Consider the following 18,329-nt stretch of genomic DNA (forward strand, 5'->3'; position numbering starts at 1 on the left):
CTTGGCAGATGCACCTTCCGGGTCAGTAACGGTGAAGGTCAGCTTTTCGGAACCGTTCCACAGAACGTTCGGAGTCTTCACAGAAACCTTGCCGTCCTTGCCAACAGTAACCTTGAGGTCCTTAGCACCGGCAACATCAATCTTGAGCTTGTCGAATGCGTGGTCCGGATCCTTAACGATTGCAGCCAGGTCGAAGTCAGCAAACTGCTGCTTTTCGTCGATGGTCTGATCCTTGATCTGACCGATAGTCGGAGCGTCGTTCACAGACTGAACGGTGAACAGAGCGGTGCAGGTAGCCTTGCCGCCATCCGGGTCTTCCACCTTGAAGGTGATTTCTTCGGCACCATTCCAGTACTTGTCCGGAATAACGATCTTAGCCATACGCTGGCCATCAACAGACACCTTCAGAGCCGGGGTAGCACCCTTGGCCTTGGGCTTGACATCGAAGGACCAGGTGAGCTGATCGGCCTTGTGGTCCGGATCGTTTACGATATCGTTCAGGTTAATGATTGCGAATTCACGCTTTTCAGGAATGGTCTGATCCTTAATGGGCTTGGTGAATACAGGCAGGTCATTTACAGATTCAACAGTGAAGTTGACGGTACGCTTGTCAGCGGCACCTTCAGGGTCAGTAACGGTGAAGGTGATAGCTTCGGAACCATTCCAGTACTTGTTGGGAGTGGTAATGGTAGCCACATGCTTTGCGTCAATAGCAACCTTCAGGTCCTTGTTGCCGGAAACAGTCCACTTCAGCTTAGACTTATCGTGGTCAAGGTCTTCAACGAACTTATCCAGTTCGATGGTCTTGAATTCACCCTTTTCCTTGATGGTCTGGCCAGCAATATCCTTCATGACAGGAGGATCGTTGATGGACTTCACGGTAAACACAGCGTCGCTCTTGGCAGATGCACCTTCCGGGTCAGTAACGGTGAAGGTCAGCTTTTCGGAACCGTTCCACAGCGGAGACGGAGCCTTAACAGTAGCGATACCGGACTTGTCGATATTAACCTTAAGTGCCTTGGCACCGGCAACATCCCACTTCAACTGGCCAAAGGCATGGTCAGCGTCAGAAGCGAGTTCAGCCAGGTTGATAGAAGCGAATTCCATCTTTTCGTCGATCATCTGGTCCGGAATCTTCTTGAGAACCGGCACATCGTTTACAGACTGAACGGTAAAGACGGCCTTAGAGGTAGCCTTTGCGCCTTCCGGGTCAGTGGCGGTGAAGGAGATTTCATCGGCACCGTTCCAGAGCTTGTTGGGGATAACGATCTTGGCAACCTGCTGAGCGTCGATTTCAACAGTGAGGCCAGGTTCCTTGCCCTTGATAGTAGACTTGACATCAACAGAGAAGGTCAGGTCGCTAAGCTTGTGGTCCAGGTCACGAACCATTTCACCCAGCTTGACCGGAGTGAACTGGCCCTTTTCCTTGATGGTCTGCGGAGCAATCTGCTTTACGAATTCGGGAACGTCGTTCACGGATTCAACAGTGTAAGCCACAGAGCGTTCATCGGTAGCGCCTTCCGGGTCAGTCACCTTGATGGTGAGAGTTTCGGAACCGTTCCACTGCGGAGACGGAGGAGTTACCTTCATAACGCGGTTACCGTCAACAGCAACCTTAAGTTCGCGGTTACCGGTGATGGTCCACTTCAGCTTATCCTTGGAGTGGTCCAGATCATCAACATACTTATCCAGTTCAACAACCTTGAACTGTTCCTTTTCCTTGATGGTCTGTTCCGGGATATCCTTCATGACAGGAGGATCGTTGATGGACTTCACGGTGAGCTTCATCTGAGTCTTAGCAACGCCGCCTTCGGGGTCGGTTGCAGAGAAGGTCAGAGTTTCAGAACCGTTCCAAAGTTCGCTGGGGGTCTTGAAAGAAACTTCGCGAGTCTTGTTATTCAGGTTGACCTTGATATCCTTGTTGCCGGTAATTTCAACCTTGAGCTTGGAAATATCGTGGTCAGCGTCAGACAGATATTCGTCCAGAACGATAGAAGAGAATTCGTTCTTTTCTTCGATAGTCTGGTCAGGAATCTTCTTGAATACAGGCAGGTCGTTGATGGACTTCACAGACAAAGTCACATCCTGCTTGACAGAAGCGCCATCCGGGTCGGTGCAGGTGAAGGTCACCACTGCAGTACCGTTCCAGTAGGTATCCGGGATTTCGATGGAAGCCACGCGAGAATCATCGATGTTCACGCTGAGGGTACCAGATTCCGGTTCCTTGCCCTGATGCTTAACATCAGCTTCCCAGGACAGTTCGGAATTCTTGTGGTCGGCATCCTTCACGAATTCGTCAAGCTTGATCTTGGCGAACAGCTTCTTTTCGTCGATGGTCTGGTTGGGGATAGCCTTGACCAGAACAGGAACGTCGTTCACAGAGTTAACGGTGAAGGTATTTTCGGATTCAGCGCATGCGCCTTCGGGGTCGCAAGCCTTGAACTTGATGGATTCGCTACCGTTCCAGAGTTTGTTCGGAATCTTGATAGTAGCGGTCTTGCCATTCAGAACAACCTTCAGGTCCTTAGTACCAGAAATGGTCCACTTAAGTTGTTCGAAAGAGTGGTCCGGATCCTTGATCAGCTTGTCCAGTTCGATGGGCTTGAATTCCTGCTTTTCATCGATGGTCTGTTCAGGAACATCTTGAACAAATTCAGGAGCATCGTTAATGGACTTAACGGTGAAGGTTACCTTAGCGCTAGCGGAAGCACCGGCAGCGTCGGTTGCCTTGAAGATAAAGGTTTCAGAGCCGTTCCAGAATTCATTCGGGATCTTGACGTTGGCGGTACCGTACTTGTCGATTTCGACCTTCAGGTCCTTACCACCTTCGACAGTCCACTTCAGCTTGGCGACATCGTCATCAACGTCGCTCACGAAATCAGTGAGGCTGATGGATTCGAATTCATTCTTTTCATCGATGGTCTGGTCAGGAATCTTCTGCATGACCGGAGCATCGTTAATGGGCTTCACAGTGAACACAGCGGTCTTGGAATCGCTGGCGTATTCACCATCAGTTGCAGTGAACTTGATCTTTGCGGAACCATACCAGTTGGGGTCCGGGATCACCACAGTGGCAACGCGGTTCGGGTCGATTTCCACGTTCAGGTCGCCATCGGCCTGATCCTTGCCATTGGGCTGGATATCGAATTCCCAAAGCATCTGATTCTTCGGATGGTCGGGGTCAGTAACGAAGTCATCAAGCTTGATCTTGGTGAACTGCTTACCTTCGTCGATGGTCTGGTCAGGAATCTGAGCCACCACCGGAGGATTGTTCACGGATTCAACATTGAAGTTTACAGTTTCAGAACCGATTGCGCCCTTAGTATCGGTAGCGGCGAAGGTAATGTCTTCATTGCCGTTCCAGTACTGATCGGGTGTTTCGATGGTTGCCACGCGTTCCGGAGAAATGGACACCTTCAGCTTCTTGTTGCCGGAGACGGACCACTTCAGCTGGTTCGGCTTATCCATATCGTCGGATACGTAGCTATCCAACTTAATCGGTGCAAATTTGCCACCTTCGTTAATGGATTCACCAGGAATACCCATCACGGAAGGAGCGTTATTTTCGACAGCGGCTGCATTACCAGAACCAGCTTCTTGAGCAATTACGCCGACCGAGGCCAGTAGTCCGGTTGAAGCAAGCAGAGCTGCTACAGACCAGTTTTTTCGTTTCATTTATGATCTCCCATAAATTCCATCCACTATGCATTCGTTCACTTTTGTTTTCACAAAAACCATAAACACGCTAGCGGTAAAGCGAGTTATACCGCCCAAATATAGTGTTTTCAAACACATTTTTACAAAAAACTGACGTTTTTAAGCCCAAAATGGAACTTTTAACACTTGACAAAAAAGACAATCTTTCGTAATTCGTTGATAATCAACAAGATACCAAAGTAATTAAAAAAAAAGTTTTTTTCATAAAATAAGAGAGACAGGATAGTCTTTCCTGTAATGGGTTCACCCAGTCAGAACGTCTAATTGTAAATTTTTCGTAAAATTGAAACTTTTTTACGTCCGAGTTGCCCAGGACCCCCTTTTTGAGGCCCTTTTTCTATGACAAGTTTCCAACAAAAAATTATCTTGCATACAGAATTAACAATAATAAAAAGGTGTATATAATGAAATTCGTATTCCTCTGCGACGCAAATTACCTCAAGGGTGACATGGTCAACTTCGTGAACAACTTCCCCACCAATCACGAACTGGTCACCATGACTTCCGACGAACTGCTCCAGACCAAGTCCATCTTTGACGGCACTTTCGCAGTTCTCGCCGAACGTACCACCTGGCAGAAGAATTTCAGCCTGTTCCGCTACTTCGGCCTGCTGCCCCTGCTGGAAGTCCTTCCCCTGGGCGTCGTTAGCCGTTCTCGCCGTAGCGAGCCCCTCAAGGGCCGTACCCAGAACCGCAACCAGGAAATCTACTTCAACCCCTCCTCCACCGCCGAAGAACTCTTCCTCCAGGTGGACAAGTTCGTTGCAGCTCCTCCTGCAGGTTTCACCTACCCCCGCGGCACCGCAAAGGCTTAATTAAAAGCTTTTATGCAGCGTAAGGTTCTAGACAACCTGTACCGTCAAGGCGGTCTGACCCTTTTCGCCTTCCCTTGTGAACAAGCCGACACCCAAAAGTCGGCTATTCCTCTGGAAAGCCTACAAAATCTGGCTCTGGCGCTCAACGCCGGGGCTTCTTTTGTGCTTATGGATTTTTCGGGCAAACATCCTTTTAACGACACCGTACTCAAAAGGAGCCTTCCCGAAAACGACGACCAGTTCCGCGAACTTTACCACCTGCTGCAAGAAATCAAGAAAACAACACCCCAGGTCATCGGCATCCTTCCGCAAGAAGTTACCGAGGTACAGGCCCGCTACCTGGCGCTTATCGCCCGCGGTCTCATCATCGCCGACAACGACGAACCCAACAGCGACGCGGCGGCAATTTATCTGGAAGACGCACCTAGCCTGCAGAAAATACCTCTGCTCTGGTTACACAAGTTTGTTCCAAGCCGCCGTCGTTTCCCCGGTGCAGCAAAGGCAGTAAAGCGCAGCGTATCCCTGTTCGGCGAAGTCCGTAAAAGCAACTGGCAGACAAATCCAGCCGGCTTCGTCAAGATCATCGAGAACCTGCACAAGCTGGAGATTCTCAGAAAGAATCCCCTAGACGGTATTTCCAAAGTCTTCAAGCGATTCTTCCCGCTGTTCCTGCTACTGGCAATTACAATTCCGTTCTTCTTCTTCAGCCACCTGGAACCCGGAGTTTCGAACATCCGCAACAGGACCCAGGAGCGAGACCACCTGTCTGTGGCACCGTCCTTCGAATACGTTTTCGACGGCAAGGAAACCATGCAACGAATCGCCCGTTACGCCATCGGACGATTCAACGCCACCATTACAAACGAACGCATGATCCGTCAATACGTCAACGTCACCCTAGACGAAAACGGTTACGACGGCAAATCCTGGGAAAAGAACGGGTTCCACATCCCTCCCGCCGGAACAACAATCAAGTATTCCCGCCCCGACTACCTGGGCCAAACAGCCACAGACTCCATCGGTGCCGCCTGGAAGTACTGGACCTCCATCGTCTCTGACAGCATCAGCTACCTTACTGAATTTTACCACGCAAAGCCGAGCGCCAACCAGCGCCAGCACAACGGCATTGACCTGGCCAGCCGCCAGGGCGCCCGAATCCTGGCACCGTTCGCAGCAAAGGCCTGGACCAGCAAAGACGAAAGAGGCGGCGTCATCATCGGCCTTGTACGCGAAAAGGACGTCATCCTGTTCATGCACTGCGACAAGCTCCTTTACCTAGACGGCCAGGAAGTTATGGCAGGCGATCCCATCGCAACCGTAGGTATCACGGGACACACTACAGGCCCTCACGCCCATGTTGTCACAGGCCTTATCGACAGGAACGGAGACAAGCGCATCGGCAACGTCCGCTACAAGGTAATCGACCCTATCAAGTGGTTCTATCTCTTTAAGCCAAACAGTCCCTAGCCCTTTATTTTAGCGGAATCCAGCCCGCCAGCCGTTGTAAAAAACACAACACTCTACATCGTTTTTTTCTGTGTGATTTTTAACACAAGCGAAACGAAAATATGCTCAAAAAAACTTTTTCTTATGCTTTTTAGGCATTGTGTAATCTAAAAATTACATTTGCCATCTCGCCAAGATATCCACAAATAAATAACTTTGCACGCGGAATTAGGGATTGGTAAAAAACAACGGGTAAAAAAGGAAATAAAAATGAAGTTTAGTGTTTTGGCTTTCTTGACCATTACCGCCGCCCTACTCACCGCATGCTCCGGCATCGTCACCCCCAAGGCAGAACTGGCTTCCCACGACTCTGACCACAGCATTCCCGCTATTGACAACATGATCGTATCCCTGAAGCAGGAATACATCAACAAGTGCTACATGCCCGTCGCCAAGCGCAATCCTCCAGAAAACGCCTGCCAGTCTGAACTGTTCCAGACTCTGGAACGCCGCTACAATTTGAACTTCAACCAGAACCACGTGGCCATGGCCGCAAACGTCCTGTTCTTCAAGGATGTGGATGCAAAGATCGTAGAAATGTCCCGTAACGATCCCGAAGTCCGTAACGCCATCCGCGCAGGCGCTTTCACCAGCACCAGCGAAATGCTGGCCTACTACAAGGGCAAGTATCAGTTTGAAACTCAGCTGGAACAGTACTAATCGCCCCTTGGCCAATCAATAAATAAGGTTTGATTCAAACGCCCTGGTTTAAAAACCGGGGCATTTTTTCTAGATTTACACCGCAAATTTTATTGAGTCCGTTATGTACGGACCCGCAAACAAACGAGACACACTATGGGAAAATCATTATACCAGAAAATTTTCGAAAGCCACACTGTTGCTAAGCTCGAGAGCGGCCAGTGCCAGCTTTTCATCGGTCTCCACCTCTGCCACGAAGTGACCAGCCCCCAGGCATTCGCTTCCCTTCGTGAAGAAGGCACCAAGGTCCTGTTCCCGGAACGCACCTTCGCTACCGTCGACCACATTATTCCCACAACTTTCCCGGAACGCAACCGCCCCCTCCAGGACGGCATTTCCGAAGAAATGTTCTCCCATATCGAAAAGAACACCGAATCCAACGGCATCAAGTTCTTTGGCCCCAAGACCTGCGAACAGGGTGTGATCCACATTGTTGGCCCCGAAGAAGGCGTTACCCAGCCGGGCATGACCGTCGCTTGCGGTGACTCTCACACTGCTACCCACGGTGCTTTCGGCGCTATCGCATTCGGTATCGGCACCAGCCAGGTTGCAGACGTTCTCGCAACCCAGACTTTGGCCATGAGCCCCCTCAAGACCCGCCGCATCAACTTCACTGGCAAGCTGAAGCCGGGCGTTACCGCTAAGGACGTGGCACTTGCCTACATCGCAAAGCTTGGCGTGAACGGTGGCGTTGGCTACGCTTACGAATTTGCCGGTCCGGTGATCGAAGCTATGAGCATGGAAGGCCGTATGACCATCTGTAACATGGCTATCGAAGGCGGTGCACGCGTTGGTTACTGCAACCCCGACGAAAAGACCTTCGAATTCCTGAAGGGCAAGCCCTACGCTCCCAAGGCAGACAAGTGGGATGAAGCAGTCGCTTACTGGAAGTCCGTCGCTACCGACGCCGACGCTCAGTTCGACGACGAAATCGAAATCAACTGCGACAATCTCGAACCCATGGTGACCTGGGGTATCACTCCGGCTCAGGCCATCCAGCTCAACGACAACATGCCGAAGATTTCTGAATTCGAAGGCTCCGAAAAGAAGGTCATCTCCGAAGCTTATGAATACATGGGCTGGGAAGAAGGTGGCAAGATGATCGGCACCCCCATCGACATCGCATTCGTGGGTTCCTGCACCAACGGCCGTCTCTCCGACCTCCAGGCTGCTGCTGAAATCATCAAGGGCCACAAGGTTGCCGACACCGTCAAGATGTGGGTTGTTCCGGGCTCCATGAAGATCAAGGTTGAAGCAGAAGCTCTCGGCCTCGACAAGATCTTTAAGGAAGCAGGTGCAGAATGGCGTGAAGCAGGCTGCTCTCTCTGCCTCGCCATGAATCCGGATAAGCTGAAGGGTCGCCAGGTTAGCGCTTCTTCCAGCAACCGTAACTTCAAGGGCCGCCAGGGTTCTCCCACCGGCCGTACCATTTTGATGAGCCCCGCCATGGTTGCCGCTGCCGCTATCGAAGGCAAGGTTACCGACGTCCGCAAGTACATCAAGTAATAGGAACAAGGAGATTTAAAAATGAATTCTATTGACATCGTTAAAGGTTCCGGCGTTCCTGTTCGCGGTAACGACATCGATACCGACCGTATCATTCCGGCTCGCTTCCTCAAGTGCGTGACTTTCGAAGGTCTCGGCGCAAACGCTTTCGCTGACGATATCGCCGGCCTGGAAGCCCAGGGCAAGGTTCACCCCTTCCGTGACCCGGCCTACAAGAACGGCACCATCCTGGTTTCCAACCAGAACTTCGGTTGCGGTTCCAGCCGTGAACACGCTCCTCAGGCTCTGAAGCGCTGGGGCATCAAGGCCATCATCGCTGAAAGCTATTCCGAAATCTTCTTCGGCAACTGCGTTGCTCTTGGCGTTCCCTGCTTCAAGGTTGACCACGCTACAGCAGACAAGATTCTCGCATGGATCGAAGCTAATCCTTCCAAGGAACTGGAAACCAGCACCGACGCTCGCACCCTGAAGCTGGGTGACGAAACCATCGCCCTCACTCTGGCTGATGGTCCTCGCGGTCAGTTCCTGGACGGTTCCTGGAACGCTCGCTCCGCCCTCCAGGCTAACGCCGACAAGGTGCAGGAACTGGCTTCCAAGCTTCCGTACATGAACTTTCTCAAGTAGTAGGGCGCACCTGCTCCACAAGGTGGATAACTCTACTACGGAACTAAAGTTCCAAGTATCGTATAGGTGCTTTGAGGCAAGAGGTCGCTTCGCTTAGAGGTCGGCACTCCGTGCCTTAAAGGCAAAAGAGCGAATTAAAAATGCTCGGGTCACTAGACTCGGGCGTTTTTTTTGTAGTTACACAAAAATCGTGATTTAGTATCACAAAATTTAATTCTTTATTTTTACTGATTTATAATAAATATTTAGTATTTATTCGTAAATTTTAAATAAAAATACATCATTTCGAAATAAAATTTGTATATTACCCCATGGAGGAATAAACCATGGTCAAGTACACACCCTTTTCTGACGAAGCAGTCCTTGTTGAATTTGGCAAACGCATTGCAGGCTACAGGCTCAACAACAACTGGACACAGGCGGAGCTCGCTAACAGGGCGGGCGTCAGCAAAAGCACCGTGGAGCACATCGAAAAAGGGCAATCCACCCAACTTCTGAACATGGTAAAAATTCTGCGCGCACTGGGGCTTTTGAACCAGTTTATCAGCATTGTTCCTGAGCTTGGCCCAAGCCCCATGGAACTTCTGATGCAGTCCAAGAACCAGCAAAAGAACAAGCGCAAGCGTGCCTCCAAACCAAGAAACAATACACAGGGGCAGGCAAGTTCTTTCGACAGTCCAAATGATTTTTCTGAAACAAGTATCGCCGCCGAACCTAAGTCCAAATGGGTTTGGGACGAAGACAAGTAAGTCCATTTGGGAGGATTCATGATCGCCGTCGAAGTCAAGCTTTGGGGAACAACCATCGGGGCGCTTTCCATGCAGGAAGGCGAATCTGTGGCGCATTTTGAATACGCACCCGCATTTGTCGGGGCCGGCGTCGAGCCCTCGCCCATTACTATGCCCGTAAACCGTCAAATTTACACATTTCCGCTTTTATCTAACACGTTTAAAGGTCTGCCAGGACTTTTCGCCGACTCCATTCCCGACAAGTTCGGCAACAGGCTCATCGATTCCTGGCTTATAAAGCAAGGGAGGAATCCCGAGTCTTTTACAGCCCTGGAGCGTCTCTGCTATACAGGCAACCGCGGTATGGGTGCCCTGGAATTCTACCCAGTGGAAGGTCCCGCCGCAAGCGAGAACGACATTCTGGATGTAGAAAACCTCCGAAACTTCGCCGCAAGCATTTTAGACAGCCGAAAGAATTTCAGGGCTAGCATCGGCAAAGGAGCCGCGCTCCCTCTAAAGACAAAAAAGCAGCAGCAGACCTTCGAGCAGATTCTTCGCGTAGGCACATCCGCAGGCGGCGCAAGGGCAAAGGTGCTTATCGCCCTGGACGAAACCACCGGCGAAATCCGTTCCGGGCAAGTCGCCAATGGCGAAAACTTCACTTATTGGCTTCTGAAGCTGGACGATGTGCAGAACAACAGCGACAAGGAGAAGGCGGACATTCAAGGCTACGGCCCTATCGAATACACCTACTACCAGATGGCACATGCAGCAGGCATCCAGATGTCGGAATGTCGTCTATTGGAAAAGGCTGGACACAGGCACTTTATGACAAGACGCTTTGACCGCCTCGCCGGTGGCAAGAAGTTGCATTACCAGTCCCTCTGCGCACTCGCCCACTACGACTTCAACGCTGCAGGTGCATACAGCTACGAGCAGGCTATTACCGTAATCAAGCAGCTAGGCCTCGGTTACGACACCCTCGAAGAATTTTTCCGCAGGGCCGTTTTCAATATCTGTGCCCGCAACCAGGACGACCATGCAAAGAACATCGGATTTCTGATGAACAAGCGGGGCGAATGGAGCCTGGCCCCCGCATTCGACATGACTTACGCCTACAATCCGGGCGGTCTCTGGACCGGGACCCATCAGCTCACCTTCAACGGCAAGCGTGACTATTTCACCACTGACGATTTCAAGGCCGTGGCAAAATTTGCCGGCCTTAAGCAAGGCCGCTACAAAAAAATATTGGCCGACGTGCAAAGCGCAGTCAGCCAATGGAGTAAGTTTGCAAAAACAAACGAAGTTAGAGCGGAATACATCAAGCAGATTAGAGCCGTGCATAGAGTGTTTTAGTTTTTACGCCTTCATCTTCCACAACGCCTCCATCTACACAGCTTTCTCTAAAATTAACATTTTCATTCATCAGCCCAATTTTAAAAGCAAAAGCCGCAAAATCAAACAGAACAATACAAACAAAACGAATTTCGCAATACAAGAAAGGGCATGGTCAAAGCCATGCCCCTTTGCTACATCATAGAGAATTACGCATTCCTAACTACCCAAACATCAGTCAAAAAAATCAGAAATGTCAGTACTAGAATTTTCATTGTTAATACTTGCAGTCTCCGTTGATTTTGATGACAAAGTCGAACTTCTTATCAATCGTTACAGAATCAATCTGGATTTTCGCACGATTTTCAATTAGCAATTGACGGGCTGAATTATTCAGAATGTACTCATCTGACACGTCGATAAAATCAGTCAAAACGTATTCATCACAGCCCTTTGTAATGAAATCTTCCAAGACCAAAAGCATATTTTTAGGATTTCTGATATAGGTCGTGACTTGTTCGACGTATTTTTTACAGTTGCACAAACTATTTTCGATTCCCGAAAACAAGAATTTAGGAAGATAGTCTAAATCCTTAGTCTTGTACAATCGCTTACCCTTTTTGTCAACACAATATTCAGCAACAACAAGATTGTTTTGACACTCACCCTTAATTTTGAATTTAAAGAATTTTGTCTTTTTTTCTTGGTTGTCATATCAAATGACTCAACCTTGCCGTTTAAATGCGCGCCATAATGTGTTTCCAGTTTTCTTGATGCGTCATTCAAATGAAAGTTGAAATCAAAAACAGGAGGGCCACCCAGCACGGCGCATCCTCCCATAAGTGAATCCAAACTATCTGATGGCGCGTCGAACTTAAAATGAACATACGGTTCTTTTCCTGATGTATAATTCGCACCAAAAGACTCACTAATCAAATCGTTATTCAATACAGGATGAATACTGTATTCATTTGGGTTTTCTGCAAAGTATGCACAGAAGTCATACACATCTTCATGCCCGAAGCAGAATGCGCAAAGAATCAAATAAGCACTAATCTTTTTCATACATAATTAAATCTAATTTATCTTATTTTTTTAAGCATATTTGACTAATTAAACTATTGTAGTTATTTATCAATTCCGCATTTACATCGATGCGATCTTTACAATTATTATTTGTATCGTAATCATCCCATGCGTTTTGTACATTGTATAAATCACTGAGTTTAACAGATATTTTCTGCCACCACATTATTTCAACAGCATTTCCACAAATTTCTTTTTTTTGTTTTTGATGACGCAACTGAGAATTCCAATGTCCAACTTCCGCTATATTTGCTATCAGACCATATTTCTTTATGCCTTTTTTCATGAGAAATCAGAGTTTCGTTATTTCCTTGGTATACTAGCCTACCCACTTTCATTCGCAAAGAACCTTCAGATATAAAATATCTAGCGTCCCCTTCAATCCGTATGGACTTGTAACAAATTCTTATCATGGGTTCCGCTTTAACATATCCACTCAAAGTTTCAGATTTTAGTAAGGCATGAACATTAGACTCTTTTTTGCGTTTTGATTTATTCCAAACTCTTTGATAAACGTTTTTTTTCTAAATCAAAAGATATTTTATACCCTAAATTTCTGCCTAGTGCATCATAATGATATGCATCACTATTTAACTCTAATGCATTATTATTCTGTAATACAGTTTCATCTTTGTATGTATTTTCACTTGTTCGTTTTGTCCTGCAATAACAACCCATATCTACACATCAATTTCAAAGCCTCGCTAACCTCACTTGCGGGAATTTCCGGATAACACAGCTTTGCAATTTCTGCCGGTTTAGGATTTTTCAATGTGGAGGCAACTTCGCGGATAACAGAATATTTCCAGGATTTAAAGAACTTGTAGGATTCACTATTCAAAACCGCTTCCTTGCGATTTTTTACAAGATCCTTGTAAAAGTCAAGAAGAAATTGACGATAATCAATATATTCAACAATATTGGTCATAAATCAAAACATAGTTAAACGCCACTCATCCCGAAAACAAGAACAATACAAAAAGTCCGGGTCTCTAGACTCGGACTTTTTTCATATTTAAAGCAAAACTTTTATTCCTTGCAGATCTGATTTTTTCCGTTAGCTTTAGCCTTGTACAACAAGGCGTCTACCCCACTCAAAATCTTATTCTGACTTTCAAAGGCTCCATCGCCGCAACAGACCAAACCGCCGCTGATGGATATTACCATCTCGGGCTTGTCGGCATAGGCAATTCCACGGACCTGGGTGCGGATATATTCCGCCTTGGCAAAGGCCATTTCCATGGAACTGGCGCGGATCAGCTGGATAAACTCCTCGCCACCATAACGAACAGCGCATTCCCCCTTGCTGGCATCCTCGACGCTGCGCCCAATAGTCGCAACACCGCGCAACACCATATCACCAAAAGGATGGCCGTAAGTATCGTTAATCTCCTTGAAGTTATCGATGTCGTACATGAACACGTAATAGCCATCCTTGCGATCATGCCATACCGTTTTCGACAGGTAGTCAATAAAATGGCGACGGTTGTACAAATCGGTCAGCGGATCCTTTTCGGCCAGATACCGCAGTTTCTCCAGAAGTTCGTCCTTGTCTTTCTGGTTCAAGGCATAAAGTTTCAGCAAATACGAAGTCGTCGCACCAAGGCAAATGGACAGCACCAGATAAGTGGCGCAATAATCGATAAACGTGGTTTCGGCATCGATGTTGGTCACCCACTCCGGATGCAGCCAGGACACCACAAAAGAAGCTTCGCCCGACACAATGGCAAAGGCGATCAACATATAACGGGTCGCCCTCTTTTCGTGAAGCGCACAGAGGAACACCGAGCCAAAGAAATAGATGATGATACTGCTGTTCAGAGCGCCATACATGAAAAACTGAAGAGGCAGGATAATGCCGCACATCAAAAGGCACAGCGCCACATAGCAAAACGAGATTTTCTGAGTTATCTTGGCGAGAACCCCCAGGAGGACAACACACAAGAAGCAGAAAAAGCAAAAAGTAACTGTCGATCCCGGCAGCTTTTCAACAACAGAGGAAACTGCAGACATGAACGACGCCAGGCCTACAAGGCCCAAAGTCACCCAAAAGAATACATTTTCCAATGTATCCTGCTTACGCAGGAATTCGTCCAGACGTTCCTGAAACATGACACCTCTCCTTCAACACCATACCCAACGGAGTTCTTAATATAAAATTGTATTATAAGAATTTCAACAAGAATCACCATTTTTTATGGGTAATAAGCATAAAGCAAAAGCGCCCGCCACAGCGGACGCTTTCGCACAAGTCTAACTTTAATAATTAGATAGAAGACTCGATAAATTCCTTACGGAAGGTTCCATTGCCCAGCAAGATGTCGATGGGCAGCTTGTGGAATTCGTATTCGTAAGGCGGCTGCTTCCAGGCGAAATCCTTGGGATATTCGTTAAAGATGTACTGCAAAAGCTTAATAGCCATATCGAAACTGCGGAACTTGTCGCGATCCAGAACGTGAATCTGGGCACCACCGCAAATCTGGCCAGCGCCCTTGTGGAAGGTAGGCTGGAAGTAGTTTTCGCGGAAGTACACACCAGGCAGCTTCAGACCGTTCATGTACTTGCAAAGTTTAACCGCATCGATGAAGGGCGCGCCAAAGATTTCGAACGGTCGAGTAGTACCGCGACCTTCGCTGACGTTAGTTGCTTCAAAGAGGCACATACCCGGATAGACGATTGCGGTATCCAGGGTCGGCATGTTGGGGCTGGGAAGAATCCACGGGAGACCAGTCTGGTCGTACCACATCTTCTTATCGTAACCTTCCATGTGCATCACGTAAAGTTCGCACTTGGGGAAACATTCAGCCTTGAACTGTTCAGCCAATTCGCCGATAGTCTTGGCGTGGCGGGTACGGATGCTGTGGAGGCCCACAAAACTTGTGTAATTCAAATCCAGAACCGGACCTTCTTCGTCCACACAGTTAATGGGGTTCGGGCGATCCACGACCACAACGGGAATACCCAGCTTTTCGCAAGCCTTCATGCACAGGTAAAGAGTCCAGATGAAGGTGTAATAGCGGGCACCCACATCCTGCAAGTCTACCAGGAGGGCGTCCACGTGAGAAAGCATTTCGGCGGTAGGTTCGCGGTGTTCGCCATAAAGGCTGTAAACAGGAATTCCAAGTTCCGGGTCGGTGTAGCCTTCCCATTCAATCATGTTGTCCTGGGTGTGGCCCTTGATACCATGCTGGGGGCCGAACAATGCAGACAACTTAAACAGCTTGCCATCATAGGACTTCAGAAGATCAAGAGTATAGCTCAGATCAGCGCAAACAGATGCGGGATGGAGGACTGCGCCAAGGCGCTTGCCACGGAGGGCGGCAGGGAAAGACTTTTCGAAATTGGAAAGAGCGAGAGTAACCATGGTTAGTTAGTAGTTAGTAGTTAATAGTTAATAGTGAAGAGTGAAGAGTGAAGAGTGAAGAGTGAAGAGTTATGAGTTAAAATATGGCGCCTTCGGCGCGATTATTTAGCTGAAAGGAGCCACAGGCTCCGCCCTCATACCTGATACCTCATACCTAACTTTGGTGCCTTCGGCGCGATTATAAGATTTCGTATCTGACAACTCATATCTAATATCCAGCCTCGTACCTTTAGCCTTTAAACTTGCTGCTTTAAGATAGTTATTTGAGCAAAAAATGTCGCATATTGTTTGCAAAATGCTCTGGTTTTTCAAATTGACAGTTTAATGACATTCGTTTTTTTTATCTTTGCTCCCGTAGAAACAAAAAAATAAAAATAGGATTAATTATGGCTTATCTCAATAAAGTGATGCTCATTGGTAACATCGGCAAGGATCCCGTCATTAGCGCAGGTCCCACTGGCCGTAAGCGCGTGTCTTTCTCCCTGGCAACTTCCCGCCGCTACCGCGACAACAACGGCGAACAGAAGGAACAGACCGACTGGCACAACATCGTCGGCTGGGGCAAAGTTGCCGAAACCATGGAACAGCTGGGCGTCCACAAGGGCATGACCCTCTATGTCGAAGGTTCTCTCACCAACCGCAGCTGGACCGACCAGACTTCCGGCCAGAAGCGCTACGCCACCGAAGTCAGCCTGGATACCTTCCAGCTCCTGACTCCCCGCAACCAGAACGGCGGCAATTTCGGCGGCGGCTCCTTCAACCAGGGCAGTAGTTTCAATCAGGGTAACAGTTTCAACCAGCAGAGTTCCGCTCCCGCCTACGACGCTCCCATGGCCGAAGGCGCAGACGAAGACCTGCCGTTCTAACTAGATGAACCATCAAGTCGCAGACATTGCATTAATGCTCGTGCTTCCGCTGGGAATCACCTTTACGGCGATTCTCCAGTCAGCAGCAGCCTATACCCGCAGTCAGAAGATTCTGGGAGTCCTTCTGTCTATTTTGATTGTAGCCATGGACTGCGTGTTCTACTTCGCCAAGAACACCTACATCACCTACAACTGCGACGGCGGCCTGCTGTTGACTTTCGCCAGCATGGTAATCCTGTCTATCATCTACGCCATCCGTAGCGAAGACCGAGCCACCATGAGCGGAAACATCTTCCTTGCCGTATTTATGCTGGCCGGTTTCCTGGGAATCGCCTATTGGGACCGCCCCACGTTCATTCCCACTTCGGAATACAACCCGAGGGAACTGGCCGAACAGAACGCCCGCTACCAGGACTACATCGCCTCCTTCGAAAATGGCGACGGAGGCAAGGCTGTTCAGTACAAGGCAAAGCAGTACGCCGCATCTAAAATCGGCGCCCCCGCTTCTTCTGACAGGGAATTCGCCAACAGCCGTCTCGAGAGCTATGTAGACGAGGCAGAATCCGTCATTCGACGCATGCTGGACATCTCGAACTCCATCGACGTCTTTGAACCTCTCCCTGCCAACATCAGCGAAAGCGAACGCGAGATTCGTAGCCAACAGGCATTGGCCATCAACAACAATGCCGTTGCCCTGAACAAGAAGGTTCTGGGACTGTTCCACCCCCACGAGTCCAGCGAAGCTCACTCCGAACTGATTCAGGCAAGTGAAAGCGCCCGTCTGGCCGCTTATTCCCTTTACAACTATACGCTCCAGGATAACCCCGAGGAACAGCTTGTGCAATACAGGCAGACTCGAAGCCAGATTGCCCAGATGAACGTCTATCTGGACCGCTTCCGGAACGATATCGAAAATTTGAAATCAAACAATAAACCACAACCAATAGAACAACAGGATCAACAATGATTCGTAACGTAGCTATTATGGGCGCCACCGGTGCCGTTGGCCAGGAACTGCTTTCCATCTTGGAACAGCGCAACTTCCCTCTCCAGAACCTCAAGCTTCTCGCTTCCGAACGTAGCGTCGGTAAGGAATTCACCTTCAAGGGTGAAAAGCTGAAGGTCGAACTGACCTGCGCCGATGCATTCAAGGGTGTCGACCTGGTTCTCTCTTCCGCAGGCGCTGCAGTTTCTAAGGAATTTGCACCCATTGCTGTAGAAAATGGCGCAGTCGTCGTCGACAACACCAGCTACTTCCGTATGATGGACAACGTTCCTCTGGTCGTTCCCGAAGTGAACGCTTGCGACATTCCGCTGCACAAGGCCGAAAACGGTGGCTGCGGCATTATCGCAAACCCCAACTGCACCACCATCATGATGGTTGTGGTTCTGAACCCCATCGAAAAGATTTCCCACATCAAGAAGATCCGCGTTTCCTCTTACCAGAGCGCAAGCGGTGCAGGTGCAGTTGCTATGGAAGAACTCCAGCAGCAGTACAAGGACATCATTGAAACCGGTTCTACCACCCACATCAAGAAGTTCCCCTTCCAGCTGGCTTACAACGTCATTCCGCAGATCGACAAGATGACCGAAAATGACTACACCAAGGAAGAAATGAAGATGTTCAACGAAACCCGTAAGATCATGCACTCCGATGTTCGCACCAGTGCAACTTGCGTACGCGTTAGCTCTCTCCGTTCTCATTCCGAATCCGTGTGGTTCGAAACCGAAAAGCCGGTTTCCGTCGAAGAAATCCGCGCAGCCCTCAAGAACGCTCCGGGCGTATTCCTGAAGGACGATCCGCAGAACTACGTCTACCCCATGCCGCTGGAAAGCGCCGGTCACGACGACGTTTATGTCGGCCGTATCCGTAAGGATCTCGCTGACGATTGCGGCAACACTCTGTGGCTCACCGGCGACCAGATCCGTAAGGGTGCTGCACTGAACGCTGTCCAGATTGCAGAACTCCTGTAAAGGCGAGTGCGCGGTCAGGTTCCGCGACAAAATGCAATTGAAAAACGACCCGGTTCAAGCCGGGCCGTTTTTTTTACCGTTAAAAAGAATTACTTTATCTAAACAACCC

17 protein-coding genes are annotated in these 18,329 nt (G+C 48.9%); 10 read left to right on the top strand and 7 right to left on the bottom strand.

The window, feature by feature from the left end; all coding sequences use genetic code 11:
• Positions 1-3,675: Ig-like domain-containing protein (locus B7992_RS13040; RefSeq protein WP_141100469.1), on the bottom strand; the 3,675-nt coding region annotated here is incomplete at its 3' end.
• 446 nt (positions 3,676-4,121) lie between these two features.
• Here B7992_RS13040 and B7992_RS13045 point away from each other — a divergent pair.
• The 7 genes from B7992_RS13045 to B7992_RS13075 all read left to right on the top strand — a co-directional run bounded on the left by B7992_RS13045 (position 4,122) and on the right by B7992_RS13075 (position 10,951).
• The gene (locus B7992_RS13045; RefSeq protein WP_073160405.1) at positions 4,122-4,532 is read left to right on the top strand and encodes a hypothetical protein; all 411 of its coding nucleotides are present in this window, start codon (positions 4,122-4,124) and stop codon (positions 4,530-4,532) included.
• Between the two features lie 12 nt (positions 4,533-4,544).
• Complete coding sequence (locus tag B7992_RS13050; protein WP_088666474.1) at positions 4,545-5,999, top strand: M23 family metallopeptidase; 1,455 nt, start codon at positions 4,545-4,547, stop codon at positions 5,997-5,999.
• Between the two features lie 249 nt (positions 6,000-6,248).
• Positions 6,249-6,698, top strand: coding sequence for a hypothetical protein (locus B7992_RS13055; protein ID WP_073160401.1), 450 nt, complete (start codon positions 6,249-6,251; stop codon positions 6,696-6,698).
• A 135-nt stretch (positions 6,699-6,833) separates the two neighbouring features.
• Positions 6,834-8,243, top strand: coding sequence for a 3-isopropylmalate dehydratase large subunit (gene leuC, locus B7992_RS13060; protein ID WP_088658740.1), 1,410 nt, complete (start codon positions 6,834-6,836; stop codon positions 8,241-8,243).
• A gap of 21 nt (positions 8,244-8,264) precedes the next feature.
• Positions 8,265-8,867 (top strand): 3-isopropylmalate dehydratase small subunit 2, encoded by a 603-nt coding sequence (locus B7992_RS13065; RefSeq protein WP_073160397.1) that lies wholly within the window; start codon positions 8,265-8,267, stop codon positions 8,865-8,867.
• 326 nt (positions 8,868-9,193) lie between these two features.
• On the top strand, positions 9,194-9,616 hold the full coding sequence (locus B7992_RS13070) for a helix-turn-helix domain-containing protein (protein ID WP_088666475.1): 423 nt from the start codon (positions 9,194-9,196) through the stop codon (positions 9,614-9,616).
• A gap of 18 nt (positions 9,617-9,634) precedes the next feature.
• Complete coding sequence (locus B7992_RS13075) at positions 9,635-10,951, top strand: type II toxin-antitoxin system HipA family toxin (RefSeq protein WP_088666476.1); 1,317 nt, start codon at positions 9,635-9,637, stop codon at positions 10,949-10,951.
• A 256-nt stretch (positions 10,952-11,207) separates the two neighbouring features.
• On the opposite strand, the gene B7992_RS13080 is transcribed toward B7992_RS13075, so the two are convergent.
• The 6 genes from B7992_RS13080 to B7992_RS13105 all read right to left on the bottom strand — a co-directional run bounded on the left by B7992_RS13080 (position 11,208) and on the right by B7992_RS13105 (position 15,380).
• Positions 11,208-11,414 carry a hypothetical protein gene (locus B7992_RS13080; RefSeq protein ID WP_073286934.1) on the bottom strand — a complete coding sequence of 69 codons (207 nt, stop codon included), beginning with the start codon at positions 11,412-11,414 and terminating at the stop codon, positions 11,208-11,210.
• 101 nt (positions 11,415-11,515) lie between these two features.
• Positions 11,516-11,995: a hypothetical protein gene (locus B7992_RS13085; protein WP_073286937.1), complete on the bottom strand. Its 480-nt coding sequence runs from the start codon at positions 11,993-11,995 to the stop codon at positions 11,516-11,518.
• 22 nt (positions 11,996-12,017) lie between these two features.
• The gene (locus B7992_RS13090; protein ID WP_073286940.1) at positions 12,018-12,302 is read right to left on the bottom strand and encodes a hypothetical protein; all 285 of its coding nucleotides are present in this window, start codon (positions 12,300-12,302) and stop codon (positions 12,018-12,020) included.
• Between the two features lie 357 nt (positions 12,303-12,659).
• A complete protein-coding gene (locus tag B7992_RS13095) occupies positions 12,660-12,944 on the bottom strand; it encodes a TIGR02147 family protein (protein ID WP_073286944.1) in 285 nt (94 codons plus the stop codon).
• Positions 12,945-13,045: 101 nt separating this feature from the next.
• A complete protein-coding gene (locus tag B7992_RS13100; protein ID WP_088658746.1) occupies positions 13,046-14,128 on the bottom strand; it encodes a GGDEF domain-containing protein in 1,083 nt (360 codons plus the stop codon).
• A gap of 154 nt (positions 14,129-14,282) precedes the next feature.
• On the bottom strand, positions 14,283-15,380 hold the full coding sequence (locus tag B7992_RS13105; protein ID WP_073160385.1) for an exo-beta-N-acetylmuramidase NamZ domain-containing protein: 1,098 nt from the start codon (positions 15,378-15,380) through the stop codon (positions 14,283-14,285).
• A 386-nt stretch (positions 15,381-15,766) separates the two neighbouring features.
• Between B7992_RS13105 and B7992_RS13110 the strand changes: the two genes are divergently transcribed.
• Genes B7992_RS13110 through B7992_RS13120 form a run of 3 tightly spaced genes read left to right on the top strand, consistent with a single transcriptional unit; the run spans position 15,767 to position 18,220 of the window.
• On the top strand, positions 15,767-16,246 hold the full coding sequence (locus B7992_RS13110; protein WP_073160383.1) for a single-stranded DNA-binding protein: 480 nt from the start codon (positions 15,767-15,769) through the stop codon (positions 16,244-16,246).
• Between the two features lie 4 nt (positions 16,247-16,250).
• Entirely contained in the window at positions 16,251-17,213 is a 963-nt protein-coding gene (locus B7992_RS13115) for a hypothetical protein (RefSeq protein WP_083542109.1), read from the top strand.
• Positions 17,210-18,220: an aspartate-semialdehyde dehydrogenase gene (locus tag B7992_RS13120; RefSeq protein WP_073160381.1), complete on the top strand. Its 1,011-nt coding sequence runs from the start codon at positions 17,210-17,212 to the stop codon at positions 18,218-18,220. The genes B7992_RS13115 and B7992_RS13120 overlap by 4 nt, the downstream gene beginning before the upstream one ends.
• The last annotated feature ends 109 nt before the right edge of the window (positions 18,221-18,329 follow it).

It is taken from the genome of Fibrobacter sp. UWH1 (assembly GCF_002210365.1).
In the GTDB taxonomy this organism is placed as follows: Bacteria; Fibrobacterota; Fibrobacteria; order Fibrobacterales; family Fibrobacteraceae; genus Fibrobacter.

Coding starts and splice junctions, on each gene's coding strand:
- B7992_RS13045 (WP_073160405.1), top strand. CDS start 4,122: ATGAAATTCGTATTCCTCTGCGACGCAAATTACCTCAAGGGTGACATG.
- B7992_RS13050 (WP_088666474.1), top strand. CDS start 4,545: ATGCAGCGTAAGGTTCTAGACAACCTGTACCGTCAAGGCGGTCTGACC.
- B7992_RS13055 (WP_073160401.1), top strand. CDS start 6,249: ATGAAGTTTAGTGTTTTGGCTTTCTTGACCATTACCGCCGCCCTACTC.
- leuC (WP_088658740.1), top strand. CDS start 6,834: ATGGGAAAATCATTATACCAGAAAATTTTCGAAAGCCACACTGTTGCT.
- B7992_RS13065 (WP_073160397.1), top strand. CDS start 8,265: ATGAATTCTATTGACATCGTTAAAGGTTCCGGCGTTCCTGTTCGCGGT.
- B7992_RS13070 (WP_088666475.1), top strand. CDS start 9,194: ATGGTCAAGTACACACCCTTTTCTGACGAAGCAGTCCTTGTTGAATTT.
- B7992_RS13075 (WP_088666476.1), top strand. CDS start 9,635: ATGATCGCCGTCGAAGTCAAGCTTTGGGGAACAACCATCGGGGCGCTT.
- B7992_RS13080 (WP_073286934.1), bottom strand. CDS start 11,414: ATGCTTTTGGTCTTGGAAGATTTCATTACAAAGGGCTGTGATGAATAC.
- B7992_RS13085 (WP_073286937.1), bottom strand. CDS start 11,995: ATGAAAAAGATTAGTGCTTATTTGATTCTTTGCGCATTCTGCTTCGGG.
- B7992_RS13090 (WP_073286940.1), bottom strand. CDS start 12,302: ATGAAAAAAGGCATAAAGAAATATGGTCTGATAGCAAATATAGCGGAA.
- B7992_RS13095 (WP_073286944.1), bottom strand. CDS start 12,944: ATGACCAATATTGTTGAATATATTGATTATCGTCAATTTCTTCTTGAC.
- B7992_RS13100 (WP_088658746.1), bottom strand. CDS start 14,128: ATGTTTCAGGAACGTCTGGACGAATTCCTGCGTAAGCAGGATACATTG.
- B7992_RS13105 (WP_073160385.1), bottom strand. CDS start 15,380: ATGGTTACTCTCGCTCTTTCCAATTTCGAAAAGTCTTTCCCTGCCGCC.
- B7992_RS13110 (WP_073160383.1), top strand. CDS start 15,767: ATGGCTTATCTCAATAAAGTGATGCTCATTGGTAACATCGGCAAGGAT.
- B7992_RS13115 (WP_083542109.1), top strand. CDS start 16,251: ATGAACCATCAAGTCGCAGACATTGCATTAATGCTCGTGCTTCCGCTG.
- B7992_RS13120 (WP_073160381.1), top strand. CDS start 17,210: ATGATTCGTAACGTAGCTATTATGGGCGCCACCGGTGCCGTTGGCCAG.